Here is a 19,582-nt window from a genome sequence, read left to right on the forward strand (position 1 = left end):
CTGTTGGGGCCGGCGGTACGCGGCCCGGCTCAGCATCGTGCTCGCCGCGGCGCGGGCTCCGCTTCCCGGCGGTCGCCCGGAAGCGCGACCGTCGCGTTCGCGTTCTGTGGGGAGGATCCGCTGTGAAGACCGTCCGGCTACTTGTGGAGGATGGCGTCGGCACGATCGTGCTCGACCGTCCCGCCTCACAGAACGCGATCGATCGCGTGTTCACAGAGGAGTTCCTCTCCGTGGTCACCGCCTGCGATGAGCGTGAGGACGTGCGCTGCGTGCTGATCCGGGCGGACGGCCCGATGTTCACGGCAGGTGGTGACCTGTCGAGCTTCCGTCGACTCGACGGACCGGAGCTCTCGGACCTCCTCAGGACGATGACGACGACCTACCACGAGGCGCTTCAGCGGCTCTCCCGAATGGACGCGCCCGTGGTCGCCGCCGTCGACGGACCAGCTGCGGGCGGAGGGCTCGGTATCGTCCTGGCCGCGGACGTCGTGATCGCTTCATCGCGCAGCAACTACACGTTGGGCTACTGCGCCCTCGGTCTCACCGCGGACGGTGGCACCACGTGGTTCCTGCCCCGCATCGTCGGGTTGCGGCTCGCGCAGCGGATGTTCCTCCTGAACGAACAGCTCGACGCCGACACGGCCTTGGCGGTCGGACTGGTGTCCGAGCTGGCGGAGGACGCTAACGACCGCGCCCGTGAACTCGCCCAGCGCCTGGCCTCGGGCCCCACCGCAGCGTTCGGAGACATCAAGCGGTTGCTGCAGGACGCGAGTACGACGTCGCTCGGTGACCACCTGGATGCGGAGGCCCGGAGCGTGTGCCGAGCGGCTGGATCGCGTGACGGCCTCGAGGGCATCGCGGCCTTCCTCGATGAGCGTCGGCCACCGAACTTCGAGGGACGTTGACGTCGGGGTCGGCATGCTCGCGTCGCGGGCAGGCCCGCGGGCGGAGCAGGTTGGTCGAAGAGTCCGAAGCGAGATGACAGCACGATGATGGAGGACTGGCCCGATGGATTTCAGCGTCAGCGACGAACACATGATGATCCGCGAGACCGCGGCGAAGATCGCCGGCTCCTACGGACACGACTACTACATGGCAGAGAGCCTCTCCGGTGGGGATGCCTCTGAGCTGTGGGAGGCGATGGCGCAGGCGGGGTTCGTCGGTGCCAACACGCCCGAGGTGTACGGCGGCGCCGGCATGGGCCTGTCTGAGCTCGCGATCATGGGTGAGGAGATGGCCGCCGCCGGGTGTCCGTCGCCGATGTCGGTGATATCCCCGGCGATCGTCGCCTCGATTCTCGTGCGACACGCGTCCGAGGAACTGAAGCAGGAGTTCCTCCCCCGGATGGCCTCCGGCGACATCGTGCTGTGTTTCGCGATCACGGAGCCGGACGCAGGTTCCAACGCTCACGAGGTGTCCACCACCGCCGTCCGTGAAGCGGACCACTACCGGCTCAACGGTGGGAAGTACTACATCTCGGGTTTCGACCAGGCCGCGTCGGTCCTGGTCGTGGCGCGCACGGGGCGCGATGCGTCGTCCGGTCGAGGGCGGCTGTCGTTGTTCCTCGTCGACAGCGACGCCGACGGCCTCGCCGCGGCGGAGATCGATATACAGATGCACTCGCCCGAACGGCAGTACACGCTGTCGTTCGACGAGGTCCTGGTTCCCGCCGGACGTCTCGTCGGAGAGGAGGGCAGGGGCCTGCAGCAGGTGTTCGCCGGCCTGAACCCCGAGCGGGTGATGGGCGCCGCGATGTGCATCGGGATCGCACGGTACGCGCTGGGGAAGGCCGTCCGGTACGCCAAGGAGCGCGAGGTGTGGGGTCGTCCGATCGGCGCCCACCAGGCCGTCGCGCATCCGCTGGCGCGGTCACACATCGCGGTCGAGCAGGCCCGGCTGCTGGTCGCGAAGGCGGCGTGGCTCTACGACACCGACGGTGATCCAGTGGAGGCTGGCGCCGCGGCGAACTTGGCCAAGATGGCCGCGGCCGAAGCCGCAGGGGAGGCGCTCGATCGCGCGATCCAGACCCACGGGGGGAACGGGATGGCCACCGAGTACGGGCTCGCGACGCTCTGGGGCTTGACGCGGACCTGGCGAATCGCGCCCATCAGCGACCAGATGGTGCTGAACTTCGTCGCCACCAGTGTCCTGGGCCTCCCGAAGTCCTACTGAACGCGCGCTCCACGGGCGCGCTCTCGTGGCCCGGTGCCTTCCGGTTCTCGCTGCCCCTCCTACTGCAAGCTGTGCGACCAACTCGCCCCGCGCCAGACGCGTCCGGCCGAGCACCACCTGACCACCGTCGAACGGAGAGCACCGATGCGTGTGGGCTACACCTTGGAGTACGACCAGCCGGTCGATGGGATCATCGACCGGGCGCTGCGCTTGGTCGAGGCGGGAGTCGACGATCTCTGGGTCCCCGAGGCCTACGGGTTCGACGCGGTCAGCATGCTGGGCTTCCTCGCTGCACGGACGGATCACGTCCGGCTCGGCAGCTCCATCCTCAACGTCTTCTCGCGCACGCCGACCACGATCGCCCAGGTCGCAGCCGGCCTCGACGCGGTCTGCGGGGGACGGTTCGTCCTCGGGTTGGGGGCGTCCGGTCCGCAGGTGATCGAGGGCTGGCACGGCGTCCCCTACCACCGACCACTGACGCGGACCCGCGAGACCATCGCAGTCGTTCGACGGGCGATGCGACGCGAAGTCATCGAGTTCCACGGCGAGGAGATCACCCTCCCGCTGCCACCTCACCGCGGCACCGGGTTGGGCAAACCGTTGAAGATGCTGACCCGCCCGGTCCGCGATCAGGTCCCGATCTTCCTCGCAGCGCTCGGTCCGGCGAGCGTCAGGCTGGCGGCGACCGAGGCGGACGGGTGGTTCCCGCTCTTCTTCCAACCTGAGCGAGCGCAGGAGGTCTGGGGCGCCCCGTTGGGAGGAGGCCGTGCTGCGCGCTCGTCCGACCTCGCCCCTCTCGAGGTGGTCGCCGGCGGGCGTCTCGCGTTCGTTGAGGACGATATGGAACGGCAGCGTGCCCTCGATGCAGAGAAGCCGAAGTACGCGCTGTACATGGGCGGGATGGGGGCCAGAGGGCGCAACTTCTACAACGACCTCGTCGCCAGCTACGGTTTCGGTGATGCTGCGCGTGAGATCCAGGACCACTACCTGGCGGGACGCAAGGGCGAGGCGATCGCACTCGTTCCGGACGAGCTGGTCGCCGCCACGTCGCTGATAGGTACGCCGAACGAGGTCCGCGAACGCGTCCAGGCCTTCGCGGACGCGGGCGTGACGGGCCTGAACGTGTCACCTCGTGCGGGCGCCGAGGCCGACGTCACTCGCCTCCGAGAGATCCTGGGCTGACGATGACCAGCCAGGCCGTCCAGATCTCGGGACCGCGCACCGGGTCGACGGTGCGCGGATATCACCGCCCGAGAGGCGGTGACACGTGACCGACGCGAACGCGATCCGGGTCCTGCTCGTCGACGATCACGCCGTGGTCATCGAGGGGCTGTCCGGCCTGCTCTCACGGTCGGGGTTCGAGGTCGTCGCGACGACGGGTGATCCCGACGAGGCGGTCCGGATGGCGCGACAGGTCACGCCCGATCTGGCCGTGGTCGACGTTCGGCTGGGTGCGACCTCAGGGTTGGACCTCGTGCCGGATCTCCTCGCGGCCAACGATGTGCTGCGCGTGTGCGTGTTGACCAGCTTCCAGGATGCAGCCGGAGCTCGCTGCGCACTCGAAGCGGGGGCGACGGGCTTCGTCCTCAAGGACCAACCTGCCGACGAGCTCTGTCGGCAGCTCGAGGCCGTTGCCCGCGGTTCGGTGTTGATCGACCACCGTGTCGCGGCCGCCGTTCTGCGACCCGCCGCCGCCCAGCTCCTGACTCCCCGGGAGCTCGCCGTCCTCCGGCTGGTCGCGACGGGCGCGAACAACCGGGAGGTCGGCGACCAGCTCCACCTGAGCGCCCACACCGTCAAGGAGTACCTCGGCAACGCGATGCGCAAGCTCGAAGTGCACACACGGACCGAAGCGGTGGCCGTCGCGATGCGGCAGGGACTGCTCGTCGACACCCCATCGTCGTGATGGCTGTGCCGAGGCTCGGGCGGCGCCGCTGGTGGCCGTGGTCCACCAGGGCCCCGGTCGACAGCCATCGCGTTTCACCGCGACGGCGCGACCCGGCGCATCAGCTCGCGATCATCGGCAGATCGTTGCTGGCCCCGCTGGAGGTCGGCGAGGTGCTCGAGGGGGTCGTCCGCGGCATGTGCGAGGTCTCGGGGAGGGCGCGATCAGTGGTGCTCTCCTACGACGACCAGACCCAGCGGCTCGTGGGCCTCGCCGGGCACGGCGTCGACCCGAAGGACGTCCGGACCATCGACATCCCCGTTACCGCGTTCGTCCGGCGCGTCATCGCCGACGGACGCACCGTCGTCAGCGACCAACCGATGGACACGCTGCCCGAGATCACCTGGCTGCTGGAGGAGCACGGTGCGACCGGGACCCTGGTCGTCCTCCCGTTGCGTTCGGAGACCCTCGGGACCATGGGGGTCGCCTTCGTGGAGGACGGCGGGAGGCACTTCCGGCTGAGAGCGGGGGAGCGCGAAGCCTTGGAGAGCTTCGTCGGGCTCGCCGCGTTGGCGATGCAGAACGCCATCCTCGCCGAGCGCTCACGCAGGCTGGCGCAGCTCGTCGCCGGGACCAGGGCCGCCGAATCCCTCCACGACAGCATCACCCAATCGCTGTTCGGTCTCCGGCTCGGCCTCGACAACCTGCTCGCCGATCCGCAGCTGCCACCCGCGCTATCCGAGGCTCTCGGCGCGATCCGCGACGATGCGCAGACCGCGGTCGAGGCGCTGCACGAAGCGTTGCGCACCATGACCGAGCCGGACGAGAACGCGCGGGTCGCTCCGCCACGTTCACCGCTCACCGAGGTGCGCGAGTTGGCCGCTCGACTCCGGTCCGACCATGGTCTGGTCGGGGAAGTGCATGTCGAGGGGGAACAGGCGACGCCGAGTGCCGAAGCGAGCGCTCTGCTGGTTCGCACGGTGCGCGAGGGGCTGACCAACATCGTGAAGTACGCCGACGCGACCGCCTTCTCGGTCCACCTCCGAGCCAGCTCGGCTTGGTGGACGGTCGAGATCTCGGACGACGGTTCCGGGGACCCGGTGGCCATCCGCGGCCAGCTCGCCCGCGGCGAAGGCGGCTTCGGGCTGTCGAGTCTGCGGGCCGAGTCGCAGCGTCTCGGCGGCCGATCGTGGGTCCGCCATGCGCCCGTTCTCGCCGGTGTGGCGTTGGGCGTGGCGGTTCCCACCGACGCTGGGGTCCGCCCGAACGGGGGGGTGGCGGACCCCGCTGAGCTACGGGGTCAGGACTAGCCACTTCGGTCTAACTGCCGGGATCGCTCGGCCGTAGCGTTGTCGTCGGTACGTGAGCGGTCGCTGCACGCGGCCCACGCCTGGCCCGGGAGTGGGGCCGTCGGGAGTGGGCTCTGTGACGCGGGAGATGTGGCCATGAACGCGAGAATCGAGCCTGCGATGGAGGACCGCGCGTCCGCCGTCGGGCGGCGGCCGCCGAGCCGCCTCGACGCCCCAGCTGGCCCCCGTCTCGCCGACGCCTTCACCGGCGCGCTGCGGCGTGGAACCGAGCAAGCCGGTGAGATGGTCTGGCTGCTGCTGGTCCTCGTCTGGTCGGTGGTCCGTCGGCCGACCGGGTACTGGACCGAGGTCAAGGACCGGATGTCCGACATCCTGCGACTGTGCTGGTTCCCGATGATCGTGGCGACGACGGTGTTCGGGCTCGGCGTGGGGCTCGGCGGGTTGAACCTCTACCTGTTGTTCGGCATCCCGGAGCGACTCGGGTCCCTCTGGGTCGTCGCCTCCATCCGCGAGTTCGGTCCCTGGATCAACGCGATGGTCGTGGCCGGCATCGTCGGCACCGCGGTGACCGCCGACCTTGGTGCTCGGGTGATCCGTGAGGAGATCGACGCGCTGCGGGTGCTCGGCATCGACCCCGTGCGCCGGCTGGTGCTGCCCCGGGTGATCGCGTTGTTCGTGATCACCGGCCTGCTGGACCTCGTCGCCATCGTGTTCGGCGTCCTGGGTGGCTTCATCGCCGCGGTCGGGGTGGGTGGTGCGAGCCCGGCGCACTTCATCGACAGCTTCTGGGCCAACGCGACGACGGTCGACCTGGTCGGCAGCCTCGTGAAGACCATGGCGTTCGGCCTGATCATCGGGATCGTGTGCTGTTACAAGGGGATGACCGCCCAGGGCGGGCCGGCTGGCGTTGGCCGGGCGGTCAACCAGGCCGTCGTCATCGCCTTCGCCTCGATCTGGGCCTTCAACTACGTGTTCACGACGATCCTGCTCGGCCTCAACCCCGAGATCCAGGTGTTCAAGTGAGGCGAGCGTCGTCAGGTCGTCCGCCCGAGAAGGAGGCGCGCCGGTGTCGTTGATGGAGCTGCCGCCGGGCAAGCGGCTCGACCCGGCCGAGAAGCCGACCGGTGAGCAGGACCTGGTCGTCGGCACCGATCTCGCGCGCCAGGCCCTCCGCCAGTTCGTGGACGTGTCCGGCGCCATCCTGGCGTTCGCGATCCTGACGATCCGTGCCATCCCTGGGCTGCGCAAGTTCCCCGCCGAGGTCGCGCGTCAAGCCGCCGTCCTCGCGCTCAGCTCGGGCCTGATCATCTGGGCGATGCAGTTCGTGATCGGCGCCCAGTGCGCGCTCCAGGCCAACTACGTGCTTCGCCAGATCGGTGCGCCGTACTACTCGGGGGTGTTCACCGCGTGGTGCGGTCTGCGGGAGATGGCGCCCTACATGTGGGGCTACATCCTCGCGGCCAAGGTCGGCTGCGGGCTGGTCGCCGAGCTCGGCTCGATGCGTATCAGCGAGGAGATCGACGCGCTGGAGGTCATGGGTGTGTCGTCGCGCTCCTACCTGGTGGCGTCCCGGATCGTCGCCGCGTGGTTGGTGATGCCCTTCCTGTACTTCACCGGGGTCGGGATGATGTATATCGCGGAGTACCTCGTGGTGGTGGTGCAGTTCGGTGAGGTGTCGGCAGGGGCGTACAACTACATCTTCTGGCTGTTCCAGAACCCCGCCGACTTCTTCTACTCGGTGACCAAGATGATGGTCATCGGCACCATCATCGTCTTCGTCGGCGCCTATTACGGCTACACCGCGTCCGGTGGATCGGTGGGGGTCGGCCAGGCCACGGCACGTTCGATGATGCTCAACATGGTGCTGATCCACGTCGCCGGGATGCTGCTGACCCAGCTGTTCTGGGGTGGCGCCCCCAACGCGCCCGTCGCGAACTGAGGGACATCCGATGGAACGCACGCTGTCACCCGTCACGGCACCGGCGCCGGCCGAACATCGACGGCCGGCCATCGAGGTCGAGGATTGCTACAAGGCCTTCGGGTCCAACCACGTCATGCGTGGTCTAACCATGGATTTCACCGAAGGTGCGATCACGACCGTCCTCGGCCCGTCCGGCACGGGGAAGAGCGTGCTGCTCAAGCACTTCGTCGGCTTGATGTATCCCGACCGCGGTGACGTGCGCGTGTTCGGACAGAGCGTGCCCCAGCTCAAGGACGCCGAGCTGAACACCATGCGCGAACAGTTCGGCGTCCTCTTCCAGGACGGTGCGCTGTTCGGCTCCCTGAACGTCTACGACAACGTCGCGTTCCCGCTGCGGATGCACACCGACAAGTCTGAGGACGAGATCCACGAGATCGTCACGCAGCGTCTGACCGAGGTGGGCCTCGAGGCGGCGTTGGCTCGCCTACCCGGCGAGCTGTCCGGCGGGATGCGCAAGCGCGCCGGCTTCGCGCGTGCCCTGGTACTGAACCCACGGATCCTGCTGTTCGACGAGCCGGACTCTGGTCTGGACCCCGTCCGCACGAGCCTGCTCAACGACCTCATCCTCGAGGTGCACCGCGAGCACGGTGGGACCTACATCCTGGTCACCCACAACATCCCGACGGCCCGGAAGGTCTCCAACTACGTGGGCATGGTCTGGCAGGGTCGATCGATCCACTACGGGCCCACCGAGGAGGCGTTCGACAGCTCGGACCCCTTCGTTCAACAGTTCCTCGCCGGAGACTCGGCCGGTCCGCTGGGGATGGACTGATGGTGCGCCGCTCGTTCCGTCTCCTGCTCGGCGCCGGGTGCCTCGGGGGGCTCGTGCTCGTCCTCCTCGGGCTGGCATCGTCCGACGACTACACCACGACCTTCGTGTTCCCCGACGCAGCGAACGTGATCGCTGGTGGGCGGGTCCAGGTCGACGGGGTTGAGGTGGGTCGGGTCCGCGACGTCGGGGCGGTCGATGGACTGGCCCACGTCCGGGTCACTCTCGACGACGAGGTCACGCCGCTGCGCTCCGGAACACAGGCTCGGATCGAGTACCGCGCGCTGCTCGGGGAGCGCGTCCTCGAGCTCGATCTGGCGGAGCTCTCGGAGCCCGAGCTGCCGGACGGTGCGGTCATCGAGGGCAACCTCCCGCGCGTCGATCTCGACGAGGTGCTGAACGCCTTGACGCCGGAGGTGCGCGCCGACGTCGGCAGCCTCATCCGCGAGGTCGACGACGTCCTGTCGGGCCGCGAGCAGCACCTGACCCAGGCGATCGATACGGCAGGACCTGCCGTGGAAGCGATCGGAGCCGTCCTGGCTGCCATCGGACGTGATGGTCCGGCGCTGCGTCGCCTGGTGACCGAGACCGGCGAGCTCGCAGGCCGGCTGAGCGCTCGCGACGACGATCTTGCGGCCGTCATCGACGGACTCGAGGCGTCGATGGCTGCGGTCGCAGCACGTGACCAGGAGCTCGCGCGGGCCCTGCAGGAGCTACCCGGAACGCTCCAGGCGGCCGGGACGACGCTGGAGAGCGTGCCGCCCACGGTGGACGTGACCCTGCCCCTGGTTCGCGATCTGCGCGGCGTCACCACCCAGCTGCCCGACGTGGCGGCGGAACTCGACCCTGTGCTGCGCGATCTGCGTCCCGTCGCCCACGAGCTTCGCGAGCTGGCTCCGAGCGCCCGGGAGCTCCTGGGCACGGCCCCCGGCCTCCTCGACGGGGTGGCAGCCACCGCTCCGCGACTCACCGAGCAGCTCGAACTGTTGGTTCCCGCGGTCGACTTCCTCCGCCCCTACACCCCAGAGCTGGTCGGATTCATGAGCAACTGGGCCTCCTTCTACCACCAGTACGACGCGAACGGTCGCTACGCCCGGGTGTGGCTCAACGAAGGGTCCGGCAGCCTCACCGAGACGCCTCTCGGGCTCCCGTTGCCCGGATCGTCGGACCAGGGTCGTCGGCCCCCGGGCGCGGTCGAAGGGCAACCCTGGCACGACGCGAGCGGGAGCCCGATCCGATGAGGCCGACCTCCGAGGACGAGCGCCGCATCGGCCTCGTCGCCGTGCTCGGCCTCGTCGGCCTGCTCGTCCTGTCGCTGGGCGCCGTGGGCGGCGACCGCGATCGTGGCACCGAGCAGTTCGAGGTCGCCTTCGAGGACGCGGGCGCGATCCTGGAGGGATCCGACGTCAAGGTGGCCGGGGTTCGAGCCGGCACCGTCCGTCGGCTCGATGTCCTCGACGGACGAGCCGTCGTCACGATCGGCCTCCGTCCCGCGTTCCTTCCGCTGCGCGAGGACGCATCCTTCGAGATCCGACCGGTCTCGCTGCTCGGCGAGCGTTACCTCGACGTCGATCCCGGCTCCGAAGGCGACGTCGTCGAGCCCGGCGCGAGGTTCGGGGTCGAGCGCTCCGGGAGCGCGGTCGACCTCGACCACGTCCTGAACACCCTCGATGACCCGACCGCCGCGGCCGCAGCCAGCATCGTCAGCGCGCTGGGTGGTGGCCTCGGTGGACGGGGCGAGGATGCCGCTGCGGTCATCGAGCTGTTGACACCGTCGTTGGAACGGACCGACGACCTCGTGGCCATCCTCGACGAACAGAGCGACGTCATCGAGGAGCTGATCGCGGTGACAGCACCCGTGGTCGAATCCGCAGCGACCGGCCGCGGTGAACAGCTCGATGCCCTGGTGGGCTCGGCCACCGAGATGCTGGAGCTCACCGCTCGGCGGCAGGAGGCGCTTCAGGCGACCTTGGAGCGTCTCCCCGCGACCTTCAGGACGGCGCGCACGTCCCTGGCTGCCCTCGCGGACCTGTCGACCAGCGCCTCTCGGACGCTGGAGGACGTGCGGCCGGTCACCCAGGACCTCGCGACGATCTCCGACGAGCTCTCCCGTTTCGCGGCCGAGGCGTCACCGACGCTCGCCGGGTTGGACCCGGTCCTCGACCACGCCGAGGAGCTCCTCGGCGAGCTCCGTCCGATCGTGGCCGCGCTGGAGCCGGCAGGCGACGACCTCACCGCCGTGACCGCATCGGCGGAGCCGATCGTCGCGTCGCTCACGCGCGAACGTGAAGACGTGTGGGACATGTTCCGCAACTGGGCGCTGGTGACCAACGGCTCGGACGGTGTCAGCCACTACTTCCGTGGGATCGCGACCATCGGGCCGACGTCGGTTCCGGGCATCGTCGGCTTGCCGGCCGGCGGTGAGGGGCGCCCCCCGCGGGTCGAGGAGGACGGTACGTCCGACGACAGCCCGCCCGAGCCACGATCCAACCTCGAGCTCCTAGAGCAGTTGCCGCAGGTGCTCGGAGGGGTGAGTGCACGGCTCACGGGTGCCGGCGACGTCCCCGCGTCGGACCCTTCCTCGGTCACCGGTCTGGACGAGGAGCAGGAGCGAGATCTCCTGGCGGTCCTACTGGGCAGGAGGTCCTGATGTTCCCTCGCGGTATCCCCGTTCGCTCCCTGTGGCTCGGGCTAGGCGTGATCGCCGTGGCCGTGGCGCTGGTTCTGGTCGCGTTCCGGTCGCACCTCGGGCTGCCCGGCCAGTCCTTCACGACCGCGATGGTCGCCGCCGATCAGCTCGACAACCTCCGCGAGGGCAGTCAGGTCAACCTCGACGGCGTACGCGTCGGTCAGGTGCGCGGCGTCGAGTACGCCGACGGACGAGCGCTCGTGAGGCTCCAGCTCGACCCGGACGTCGAGCTGTACCGGGACACCACGGCGGCGATCCGCAACCGCTCGCCGCTGGGGCAGAAGATCCTCGATCTGCGTTCGGGGACGTCCGAGGCAGGGCTGCTCGGCGACGACGTGCTCCCCGCCGAGCAGGTCGCCACCGTCACCGAACTGGACACTGCGTTGAGCGCACTCGACACCGAGACCCGCGATGCCCTCGGCAGCACGCTCCGGGAGCTCGGTGCCGGCACGGTGGGGCGCGGCCCTGACCTCAATGACCTGCTCGGGGCCGGACCGTCCCTCCTCGACGACGTTGGGACGGTCTCCGAGACGCTCGCCGCGGACGAGGCGGACCTCGCCGCGCTGCTGGACGCCGCGGGCCTGCTGGTCGGGCGGTTCGAGGGTCGGGAGCCCGAGCTGAACGCTTTGGTGGTCGACGCGGAGCGTGTCCTGCGGTCCTTGGCGACCGACGGCGGCGCGCCTCTGGATGTGGCGCTCGAGCAGCTCCCCCGCACCGTGGACCACGCGCGATCGGCGTTGGCCGACCTCGAGACGCTCGCCGTCGCTGGCGACGACGCACTGACCGAACTCCGCACCGGGAGCCGCGCGCTCGGCACCGCCACGCCGGATCTCCGATCGGTGCTACGCGACGCCCCCGACACCTTCACCCGTCTGGATCGCGTGACCCCCCCGGCCGAGAAGGCCGTTCGTCACCTGCTCCCGGCCGTCGAGGACCTGCGGCCGCTTGCGCCTCGCATCGAGCGCGCACTGCGGGACGGGCGTCCACCGATCGAACACCTCGGGCCGTACGCCGACGACATCCCACGCTGGTTCACGAACCTGGCCGCGGCCCTGGCGCATGGCGACGAGACCGGCAACTACGCGCGCATCCAAGGGGTTGCCACGCCCGAGATCCTCTCTGGGCTGTTGGGCACCGACGTGTTCCTCGCGCCGATGCAGGAGCTCTACATCTGCTCCGACCCCTACCCGGCGCCAGGGGCGACGTACGACCAACGCGCCGATGCGGAGTGCCGATCATGACGCGCCTCTCGAGCCTGCTGCTGGACAACGCCCGACGGGTCGGCGTCGCTGGCGTGGTCCTGGTACTGATCGCTGGCGTCGCGCTGTTCAACCGGCCGGAGCTGGCCACGCGGCTGTCCTCGACCGAGGACGTCCGCGTGCACCTGGACCGCGACCACAACCTGGCCCCGTACTCGACGTCGGTGAAGGTCGCGGGAGTCGAGGTCGGCGTCGTCACCGACGTGGTCCGGGGTGAGGATGCCGTCGAGGTGACGCTCGCGGTCGATGCCGGCACCCGAGACCTGCTCGGAACCGAGCCGACAGCTGCGGTGCGTCCCGTGACGCTGCTGGGTGGCAACGTCTACGTCGCGCTCTCGCGTGGAGGTGAGGGTGGGGCGTTCGAGGGCGCCATCCCGGTCGAGCGCACCAGCACGCCGGTCGAGCTCGATCACGTGCTGGCGACGCTGCAGCCGGATGCGCTCGACGGTGCCGGAACCAGCGCGCGCGAGCTCGATGAGGCGATGCGGTCCGGCGGTGCCGAAGCGTTGGATCGACTCGTGACGGCCGCACCGGACACCTTGCGCCCAACAGCCTCGGCCTTCGATGCCCTACTTGGCGAGGGCGGCAGCGACCTTGAGCGGCTCGTCGCCGAGTTCGGGGCGATCGCGGCGACGCTGACCGACGATCCGCAGCTCCTCGAGGACACCGTAGGCGCGACGGGACGAACCGCGCGCGTGCTCGGGGAGACGGCCGCGGCGCAGGCCCGGGCACTGGAGGGCCTGCCCGACACGTTGGTCGCGACGCGCCTGATGTTGAGCGATCTCGACGGCTCGATGGCGGAGCTCCGCACGGTGGCGGAGCCGCTACGTCCGTCGGTGACACAGCTGAGGGAGGTGTTGGAGCGCACGACACCGGTGCTCGCCGACGCGAGACCGCTGGTTGCCGACCTAGCCCCAACGGTCCGCGACGCCCGCCCGGTCGTCGGGGACCTCGACCCGACGATCAGGGATCTGGGTCGTGTCGTACACGATGTCCGAGGCCCCGTCCTCGCACGCCTCGAGGACGATCTCGTCCCGGCCCTGATCTCGAACTACCGCGGGGAGCCGTCGGTCCTCTACGAGGAGATCGGCTACCTGCTGGCGGGGATGGCGGGCACGGCAAAGTACAACGATGGCTTCGGTGCTGCCCTGTCGTTCCAGCTCGGGATCGGGTTCGGGACCCTTCCGCCGGTCGGCGGGAGCGCACTCTCGGGCGACGTCGACCCCCGCCCCGAGGACACGACCCTTGGGAGGCAGCGATGAAGGCCCTCTCCGCCGCGCGCTCGAGGCTCGCAGCCGTGCCGGGCTTCGGCCGCAACGTCGCAGTGATCGTTGGCGCCGCGCTGCTCGGGCTCGTGACGTTGACGAGCATCTTGAGCAGCCAGCAGGTGATCTGGCCGTGGCAGGACCGCTACGTCTTCCAGGCGACCTTCGCCGAGACCCCCGGCATCGCGCCCGGCCAAGGTCAAGAGGTCCGTATCGCCGGTGTGCCGAGCGGATGGATCACCGACGCGACGGTCGACGAGCGCGGGCGGGCCGTGCTGACCCTGTCGCTCGACGCCGAGCAGGGCCCCGTGCATCGCGACGCCCGCGTCGTGCTGCGACCCAAGAGCCCCCTCAACGAGATGTACGTGGAGCTCGATCCCGGAAACTCTGCGGCGGGGACGCTAGCCGCGGGTGAAGCGCTACCGATCGGTCGCTCCGCCCGCCCGATCCAGATCGAGGAACCCCTGACGCACCTCGACGCGGACGTGCGAACGGCCCTCCGGACGTTGTTGGCCGAGGCGGATATCGCGCTGGCGGATGCCGGTGCCGAACTGCCGGAGGGCATCGATCGCGCGGCGTCGACCGTGGAGGGACTGGAGCCGGTGGTGGCGGCACTGGACCGTCGCAGCGACCTGTTGCGATCCCTGATCACCGACCTCGGGGACGTGGGGACCGCGATCGGGGGCGACGAGGAGCGTCTCGGTCGCCTCATCCGATCGGCCGAGCAGACGATGCGCACGCTGGCGTCCAGCGACGACGATCTCCGCGCGACCCTCGAGCAACTCCCGGGGGTCAGCGACGCGCTCCAGCGCGGTGCCACGAGCGTGAGCGACCTGACCGATGCGCTCGACCCCACGCTCCGTGACGTCGCCGAGGCGACCGACCGGCTCCCTGGGACGCTCGAGCAGGTGGACACCCTCATCGAGCGCGCGGATCGCACGGTGGACCTGCTCGGTCCGGTGGTCGATCAGGCGCGGCCGTTGCTCTCCGATCTGCGCCCGCTCGCCGACGACGTCCGCACTGGCGTCGAGGACCTGAGTCGGATCTCCCCGCAACTCGATCCGCTCACGGCCACGGCCGCCGCACGCATGGGCGAGTTCCTGCCGTTCATCTACAACACCCAATCCCTGACGAGCACCCAAGACGCCCACGGGCCCATCTTCCGGGGTCTGGTCGCCATCGACCTCAGCTCGGTGTCCACCGGTGTTCCCGAGATCGACCGGCTGTTGGCCGAGCTGCCGGTCGGGACGGAGGAGCGCGGATGAACCTCACGATCCCCGGTTCGGCCCGGCCAGCGCTTCGGACGGCGCTCGTCACGGTGTTCGCGACGGCCATGGTGGCCACCTTCCTCTGGTTGTGGAGCCAGATGGGCGGCCGGCTGCCGTGGATGTCGGACGGGTACGTGATCGAGATCGGGGTCGAGCGCATCGACAACCTCGTTCCCGATGGTGACGTTCGCCTCGCCGGCGTCACGGTCGGCACCGTGGCGTCGATCGATCCCGGCGAGTCCGGCACCTCGCGGGTGACGTTGCGGCTGGAGGATCGGCACGGCCCGCTACACGACGGGGCTACCGCCCAGCTGCGCCCCAAGACGCTCATCGGCGAGACCTACGTCCAGCTCGTCGACGGGGACGGTGCCGCGATCGAGCACGGCGGCGTCCTGCCCCCGGATCGCACGCTGCCGGCGGTCAGCCTCGACGACGTGCTCGCCACGCTGGACGAGCCGACGCGTGCGGCGTTGTCCGGCGGCCTGAGGTCGCTCGGCGAGGTGACCGACGGGTCGTCGCAGGAGGTCGAGCAGCTCCTGATCGGGCTCGCGGATCTCGGCCGGGACGGCGCAGATGCCCTCGACATCCTCGCGGCGCAGTCGGAGGACCTCCAGCGCTTGACGCGGGACACCGTCTCCTTACTCGCTGCGCTCGACCATGGCGAGGGACGTATCGCCGAGCTGGTGACGCAGGCACACACGGTCGCTGAGGCGGCGGCGGCGCAAGAGGGGGCGATCACGCGGACCGTCGAGCAGCTCCCCGACGTTCTGACGGCCGCGAGCGACGGGACACAGCGCCTCGAGGAGCTGACGACGGCGCTACAGCCGGTCGTGGCGGACCTCGACGCGGCCGCGCCGGGACTCAACCGGGCCCTGGTCGCGCTTCAACCGACGCTGCGGGACGTACACGCCCTGCTCCCGGAGTTCGACGGGGTGTTGGACGCGGCTCCGCCGACGCTCGAGCGGGTCCCGCGCCTGGCCATCGACGTATCCGGGATGACCCCGGTCCTGCGTGAACTCATGGCGGACATCAACCCGATGCTCGGCTACCTGCAGCCCTACGGTCCGGACCTCTCGGCCTTCTTCGCCGGCCTCGGCAACGTGGTCCAGTGGGACGAACAGGGCGCGTACGGCAGGGTCAGCGGCCTCGTGAACGAACTGAGCTTCCGCGGCTACCCCATCCCCGTGGATGTGTTCGACCGCTCGAACGCCTACCCCGATCCAGGCAGCGTCGGCACCGGGGCCCCTTTCCGCGGCAGCTACCCGAGGGTCGAGAAGGACCCGGTCGACGACGATGCGTGATCGTGGGGGGGCCAAGGTGTTGCGGCGACTCGGCAGGTGGCTCGGGGCGTTCAGCGCCGTGGCGGCGGTCGCCGGCGGCGTGGCCCGCGTCGAGGTCGATACCTCTCTGGACAGCTTCGTCCCAGCCGAAGCTCCCGACCTCAGGGGTTGGGAGCGGACCGGAGAGGCGTTCGGCTCCGACCCCCTGGTGGTCCTGATCGAGACGGATGAACCCGGGGCGCTGCTCGACCAGGACCTGGTCGCCACCATCAACCTCGAAGGGCGCTTGGCCGGCCTCGAGGCCGTTCGGACGGTCTACGGACCGGCGACCACCGTCAACCAGGGAGCGCAGCGGGCCCAGGAACTGTTGGCGGAGATCAGTGGTCGCCGTGACGGACTCCGTGAGATGGCCCGTCAGGAGGTGCTCGAGTCCGGCGGGAACGAGGCCGCGGCCGAGCGGGCCGCCGAGGCGTCTGTGGTCGCCTTCGACCAACGTTACCTGCGACTGCTCGCCGGAGGGCTGGACGCGGGACTTCCGACGTTGCGGAACCCGGCGTTCGTCCGGGCGGTGGTGTTCGGCGACACTGGGCAGGTTCGTCCCGACTTCCGGTGGCTCCTCCCGAGTCCCCATCACGCCAGCATCCTGGTTCGCCCGGCCCCTGGACTCGATCAGGCGGAGGTGGCCGAACTGGTGGAGCAGGTCACCGCGATGGTCGACGAGACGGTCCGGAACGTCGACGGCTGGAGCGGTCGGGTCACGGGCGCGCCGGTCGTGACGGCCGCGTTGGCCGAGCAGGTGCGTCGGGAGCTTCCTCGTGCGGTTGGGCTCGGTCTGCTGGCGATGGCGGGGGGGCTCGCGGTCGGGTACCGCGTCCCCTGGCGGCGGAGGTTCGTTCCACTCGGCGTGGCGGTCGTAGCGACCGCGGTGACGGCCGCGGCGATCGGCTGGGCAGGCGTCCCGTTGTCGATCGGTGCTCTGGCGTTCTTGCCCATCATGTTCGGGGTCGCGCCGGACCTGGCGATCTACGCCGCCCGTCGAGGCTCGCCGCGCGTGCTGATCACCGCCGCCGGTGCGAGCGCAGCTGCGTTCGCCACCCTCGCGTTCTCGCCGGTGCCCTTCGTGCGCTCGTTGGGGCTGACGTTGTCAGTCGGCGTGCTCGTCGCCGCGGCGATCGGACTGTACGCCGCTCGGTCTGGAGACCCGGGGCAGGTGGTGTCGTCGGGGGCCGTGACCGATCTGGGGGACCGCGGGCTCTCGGCGGGCGCCCAGGTGCGGCTCCGGCCTCGGTCGACGCTCTCCGCGCTCGTGCTCGGTGCTGTCCTGGCGGTCGGCGCGCTGGGTTGGGCCCTGCTTCCGTCGGCCCCCATGGAGGGCCGGCCACAGGCGTTGGCCGCCGGGCTCCCGGCGACGGAGATCCTCTCCGAGGCGGAGCGGATCCTCGGCGCCTCCGGTGAGGTGTCGGTGCGGATCGACGCGGAGGACCTCCGCACGCCGGAAATCTACGCGTGGTTCCGGCAGGTCGACGCGGTCGTGGCAGCGGAGTTCGGGGACCGGCTCCGTCCGATCGTGACACCGGGCCGGGTCTTGCGTTTCCTCGGTCAGGACCCGACACCGGAGCAGGTGGTTGCTGGCATCGACGTGCTTCCCAACTACCTCGTGCACGCCGTCATCTCTGCCGACGGAAGGTCCGCCGTCGCGCAGTTCGGGCTCCGGTTGGGCGACTTGACCGAACAGCAGCAGCTGTTCAGCGACCTTCGTGCACGCTTGCCGCGCCCTCCTGATAACGCCGAGGTGGAGGTGACCGGCCTTCCGGTCGTCGCCGCGCGCAGCGCGGAGGTCATCGGTGATCGCCGCATCCTCGCCAACCTCGCGGGGATCCTCGCGGCCGTCTCGGTGTTCGCGGTGGCGCTCCGCCACCGTCGGCGCACGATCCTGGCGGGTCTCGTGTGCCTGGTGGCGTTCGGTTGGCTGCTCGTCGCGCTCCGGGCGGTCGGGATCCCGCTCTCCCCGATCACCGTCGTGCTCGGCGGGTTGGTCGCGGCCGTCGGCGGTGAGTACGCCGTCGTCGGGACCCGCGTGCGCTCGTCGCGAGGTCGACGGTTCGGCTCCGTCGAGGCGGCCGCGATCACCTCGATCTCGGTGTTCCTCACGCTGCTGGCGTCGCAGCTGACGGTGCTTCGACAGCTCGGGATGGTGCTCGCTGCGGCCGTCTCCCTCGCGTACGCCAGTGCGCGAGTGCTCGAGTGGGGGATCCTCCCCGAGGAGCCGGCATCGGAAGCGGAGTCCCGCGCCAGTGCTGATCGGCCGTTCGAGGGGGTGCCGTCGTGACCGCCAGGTCGTGCATGGGAATCGGCGTCATCGTCGCGCTGGCCGGTGCGGTGCTGGCGTTCTTCCTCGGTCGTGCGTCGCCCGTCCCCACCGGTATCGCGGTCGTCGTGGGGGGCGAGCAGGTCACGATCGACGAGCTCGACCGACGCATCGAGGTGGTGGAGGCGGTGTACGGCATCGAGCGGCCCTCGGACGGCCCTGGGCAGGACCGGTTCGGTCGCGACATCGCAGCGTCGCTGGCGGTGGCGACCCTGCTGGAGCAGGCAGCCGACGAGCGCGGGATCGAACCCGGAGAAGAGGTGGTGGAGCGGACGTTGGCCGATGTCGTGGCGCAGCGTTATCCCGAGGACGGTCGGGACGGGTTCACGAGGGCGCTCGCGGACAGGGGGGTATCCGAAGCCGAGGTGCGTCGGGAGGTCCAACGCCAGCTCACGAACCAGATCCTCTTCCTCGAGCTGACCGCAGGCGTTGAGGTCACGGACGCCGACGCACGAGCTGCCTACGGCGACCTGACCGGAGCGGAGCGGATGCTCCCCGAGGTGCGCGAGCTGCGGCACCTCGTCGTCGCCACGGAGGATGAGGCGAGCTCCGCACGCCGGGAGCTTGAGGACGGGAGGGCTTTCGGCGAGGTCGTCGTCGAGCGGTCGTTGGACGGCAGCACCCGAGAGGACGAGGGGCGGCTCGGAGCGCTGACGCGCGAGGATCTCGACGAGCGCTTCGCCGAAGTTGCGTTCGAGACGGCTGAGGGGGAACTCTTCGGCCCGGTCCGCACCGATCTCGGCTGGCACGTCGGACGGGTCGAGGAGGTCCGGCCGGCAGCCGAGGCGACCTTCGAGGACCTGGGTCCCACGCTCGCGGACCGGATCGCGCTCGAGCGCTCCTTGGCACGGTGGAGGGCCTGGCTCGAGGAGCGGTTCGAGATGACCGATATCCGGTACGCCGATGCGTACCGTCCCGAGGCGCCGGATCGCATCCCCGGGGCGGACCAACGCCCTCCAGGCACGGACCTGGCTCCCGACGGCAGGGCGACCGACCAGCCATGAGGCTGCTGCTGGTGACCGGGGCCGTGCTCCTGCTGCTCGGGTGGGTCGGTCTGAGGTTCACCGATCGGTTGCTGCGCGGGGGGTTGGTGGACTCGGAGGCCGCACGCCGCGGCGATCGCGACGGCGTGCTGCTGCGCGGCGCGGTGGCCGCTGGTGTCGCGGGCACGGTGTTCGCCGCCGCTGCCGCGTCTCCGGTGAAGCGGAACGCGGAGTGGTCTCCCGACGGACGTGCTGCGTGCTGCGGGGCGGCCCGCCGTGCAGTTCGGGCGCGCGTTCCCTGCTGGTGACATCCGCTGACCGCTCGGCCTGGCCCGCCATACCTTGAAGTATGG

At 70.1% G+C, this 19,582-nt stretch carries 17 protein-coding genes; all 17 read left to right on the top strand.

Annotation, left to right across the window (positions count from 1 at the left end; all coding sequences use genetic code 11):
* The first annotated feature begins 122 nt into the window (after positions 1–122).
* The 17 genes from NITAL_RS08610 to NITAL_RS08690 all read left to right on the top strand — a co-directional run bounded on the left by NITAL_RS08610 (position 123) and on the right by NITAL_RS08690 (position 19,537).
* Positions 123–905 carry an enoyl-CoA hydratase/isomerase family protein gene (locus NITAL_RS08610; protein WP_169786788.1) on the top strand — a complete coding sequence of 261 codons (783 nt, stop codon included), beginning with the start codon at positions 123–125 and terminating at the stop codon, positions 903–905.
* Positions 906–1,008: 103 nt separating this feature from the next.
* Entirely contained in the window at positions 1,009–2,172 is a 1,164-nt protein-coding gene (locus NITAL_RS08615) for an acyl-CoA dehydrogenase family protein (RefSeq protein WP_052665791.1), read from the top strand.
* Between the two features lie 144 nt (positions 2,173–2,316).
* Positions 2,317–3,354: an LLM class F420-dependent oxidoreductase gene (locus NITAL_RS08620; protein WP_052665793.1), complete on the top strand. Its 1,038-nt coding sequence runs from the start codon at positions 2,317–2,319 to the stop codon at positions 3,352–3,354.
* Between the two features lie 85 nt (positions 3,355–3,439).
* Positions 3,440–4,078 (top strand): response regulator, encoded by a 639-nt coding sequence (locus NITAL_RS08625; RefSeq protein ID WP_052665795.1) that lies wholly within the window; start codon positions 3,440–3,442, stop codon positions 4,076–4,078.
* Positions 4,079–4,203: 125 nt separating this feature from the next.
* Positions 4,204–5,367: a GAF domain-containing sensor histidine kinase gene (locus NITAL_RS08630; RefSeq protein WP_169786789.1), complete on the top strand. Its 1,164-nt coding sequence runs from the start codon at positions 4,204–4,206 to the stop codon at positions 5,365–5,367.
* A 135-nt stretch (positions 5,368–5,502) separates the two neighbouring features.
* Positions 5,503–6,390 (top strand): ABC transporter permease, encoded by an 888-nt coding sequence (locus tag NITAL_RS08635; protein WP_211262287.1) that lies wholly within the window; start codon positions 5,503–5,505, stop codon positions 6,388–6,390.
* A gap of 52 nt (positions 6,391–6,442) precedes the next feature.
* A complete protein-coding gene (locus NITAL_RS08640; protein ID WP_083442125.1) occupies positions 6,443–7,306 on the top strand; it encodes an ABC transporter permease in 864 nt (287 codons plus the stop codon).
* A gap of 10 nt (positions 7,307–7,316) precedes the next feature.
* Complete coding sequence (locus NITAL_RS08645) at positions 7,317–8,120, top strand: ABC transporter ATP-binding protein (protein ID WP_052665799.1); 804 nt, start codon at positions 7,317–7,319, stop codon at positions 8,118–8,120.
* Positions 8,120–9,358 carry an MlaD family protein gene (locus NITAL_RS08650; RefSeq protein ID WP_083441367.1) on the top strand — a complete coding sequence of 413 codons (1,239 nt, stop codon included), beginning with the start codon at positions 8,120–8,122 and terminating at the stop codon, positions 9,356–9,358. The genes NITAL_RS08645 and NITAL_RS08650 overlap by 1 nt, the downstream gene beginning before the upstream one ends.
* Complete coding sequence (locus tag NITAL_RS08655) at positions 9,355–10,767, top strand: MlaD family protein (RefSeq protein ID WP_052665803.1); 1,413 nt, start codon at positions 9,355–9,357, stop codon at positions 10,765–10,767. The genes NITAL_RS08650 and NITAL_RS08655 overlap by 4 nt, the downstream gene beginning before the upstream one ends.
* On the top strand, positions 10,767–12,047 hold the full coding sequence (locus NITAL_RS08660) for an MlaD family protein (RefSeq protein WP_052665805.1): 1,281 nt from the start codon (positions 10,767–10,769) through the stop codon (positions 12,045–12,047). The genes NITAL_RS08655 and NITAL_RS08660 overlap by 1 nt, the downstream gene beginning before the upstream one ends.
* Complete coding sequence (locus tag NITAL_RS08665) at positions 12,044–13,327, top strand: MlaD family protein (RefSeq protein ID WP_157041721.1); 1,284 nt, start codon at positions 12,044–12,046, stop codon at positions 13,325–13,327. The genes NITAL_RS08660 and NITAL_RS08665 overlap by 4 nt, the downstream gene beginning before the upstream one ends.
* Positions 13,324–14,595, top strand: coding sequence for an MlaD family protein (locus NITAL_RS08670; RefSeq protein ID WP_052665809.1), 1,272 nt, complete (start codon positions 13,324–13,326; stop codon positions 14,593–14,595). Before NITAL_RS08665 ends, NITAL_RS08670 begins: the two co-directional genes overlap by 4 nt.
* Entirely contained in the window at positions 14,592–15,899 is a 1,308-nt protein-coding gene (locus NITAL_RS08675) for an MlaD family protein (RefSeq protein WP_052665811.1), read from the top strand. The genes NITAL_RS08670 and NITAL_RS08675 overlap by 4 nt, the downstream gene beginning before the upstream one ends.
* Entirely contained in the window at positions 15,892–18,207 is a 2,316-nt protein-coding gene (locus NITAL_RS08680; RefSeq protein ID WP_052665813.1) for an RND transporter family protein, read from the top strand. The genes NITAL_RS08675 and NITAL_RS08680 overlap by 8 nt, the downstream gene beginning before the upstream one ends.
* A 14-nt stretch (positions 18,208–18,221) precedes the next feature.
* A complete protein-coding gene (locus NITAL_RS08685; protein ID WP_157041722.1) occupies positions 18,222–19,250 on the top strand; it encodes a peptidylprolyl isomerase in 1,029 nt (342 codons plus the stop codon).
* Positions 19,247–19,537, top strand: a complete 291-nt coding sequence (locus tag NITAL_RS08690) for a hypothetical protein (protein WP_052665818.1) — start codon at positions 19,247–19,249, stop codon at positions 19,535–19,537. Before NITAL_RS08685 ends, NITAL_RS08690 begins: the two co-directional genes overlap by 4 nt.
* Positions 19,538–19,582 lie beyond the last annotated feature (45 nt).

Origin of the sequence: Nitriliruptor alkaliphilus DSM 45188, from assembly GCF_000969705.1 — a bacterium.
Lineage (GTDB): Bacteria > Actinomycetota > Nitriliruptoria > Nitriliruptorales > Nitriliruptoraceae > Nitriliruptor > Nitriliruptor alkaliphilus.

Coding starts and splice junctions, on each gene's coding strand:
- NITAL_RS08615 (WP_052665791.1), top strand. CDS start 1,009: ATGGATTTCAGCGTCAGCGACGAACACATGATGATCCGCGAGACCGCG.
- NITAL_RS08620 (WP_052665793.1), top strand. CDS start 2,317: ATGCGTGTGGGCTACACCTTGGAGTACGACCAGCCGGTCGATGGGATC.
- NITAL_RS08635 (WP_211262287.1), top strand. CDS start 5,503: ATGAACGCGAGAATCGAGCCTGCGATGGAGGACCGCGCGTCCGCCGTC.
- NITAL_RS08640 (WP_083442125.1), top strand. CDS start 6,443: ATGGAGCTGCCGCCGGGCAAGCGGCTCGACCCGGCCGAGAAGCCGACC.
- NITAL_RS08645 (WP_052665799.1), top strand. CDS start 7,317: ATGGAACGCACGCTGTCACCCGTCACGGCACCGGCGCCGGCCGAACAT.
- NITAL_RS08650 (WP_083441367.1), top strand. CDS start 8,120: ATGGTGCGCCGCTCGTTCCGTCTCCTGCTCGGCGCCGGGTGCCTCGGG.
- NITAL_RS08655 (WP_052665803.1), top strand. CDS start 9,355: ATGAGGCCGACCTCCGAGGACGAGCGCCGCATCGGCCTCGTCGCCGTG.
- NITAL_RS08660 (WP_052665805.1), top strand. CDS start 10,767: ATGTTCCCTCGCGGTATCCCCGTTCGCTCCCTGTGGCTCGGGCTAGGC.
- NITAL_RS08665 (WP_157041721.1), top strand. CDS start 12,044: ATGACGCGCCTCTCGAGCCTGCTGCTGGACAACGCCCGACGGGTCGGC.
- NITAL_RS08670 (WP_052665809.1), top strand. CDS start 13,324: ATGAAGGCCCTCTCCGCCGCGCGCTCGAGGCTCGCAGCCGTGCCGGGC.
- NITAL_RS08675 (WP_052665811.1), top strand. CDS start 14,592: ATGAACCTCACGATCCCCGGTTCGGCCCGGCCAGCGCTTCGGACGGCG.
- NITAL_RS08680 (WP_052665813.1), top strand. CDS start 15,892: ATGCGTGATCGTGGGGGGGCCAAGGTGTTGCGGCGACTCGGCAGGTGG.
- NITAL_RS08685 (WP_157041722.1), top strand. CDS start 18,222: ATGGGAATCGGCGTCATCGTCGCGCTGGCCGGTGCGGTGCTGGCGTTC.
- NITAL_RS08690 (WP_052665818.1), top strand. CDS start 19,247: ATGAGGCTGCTGCTGGTGACCGGGGCCGTGCTCCTGCTGCTCGGGTGG.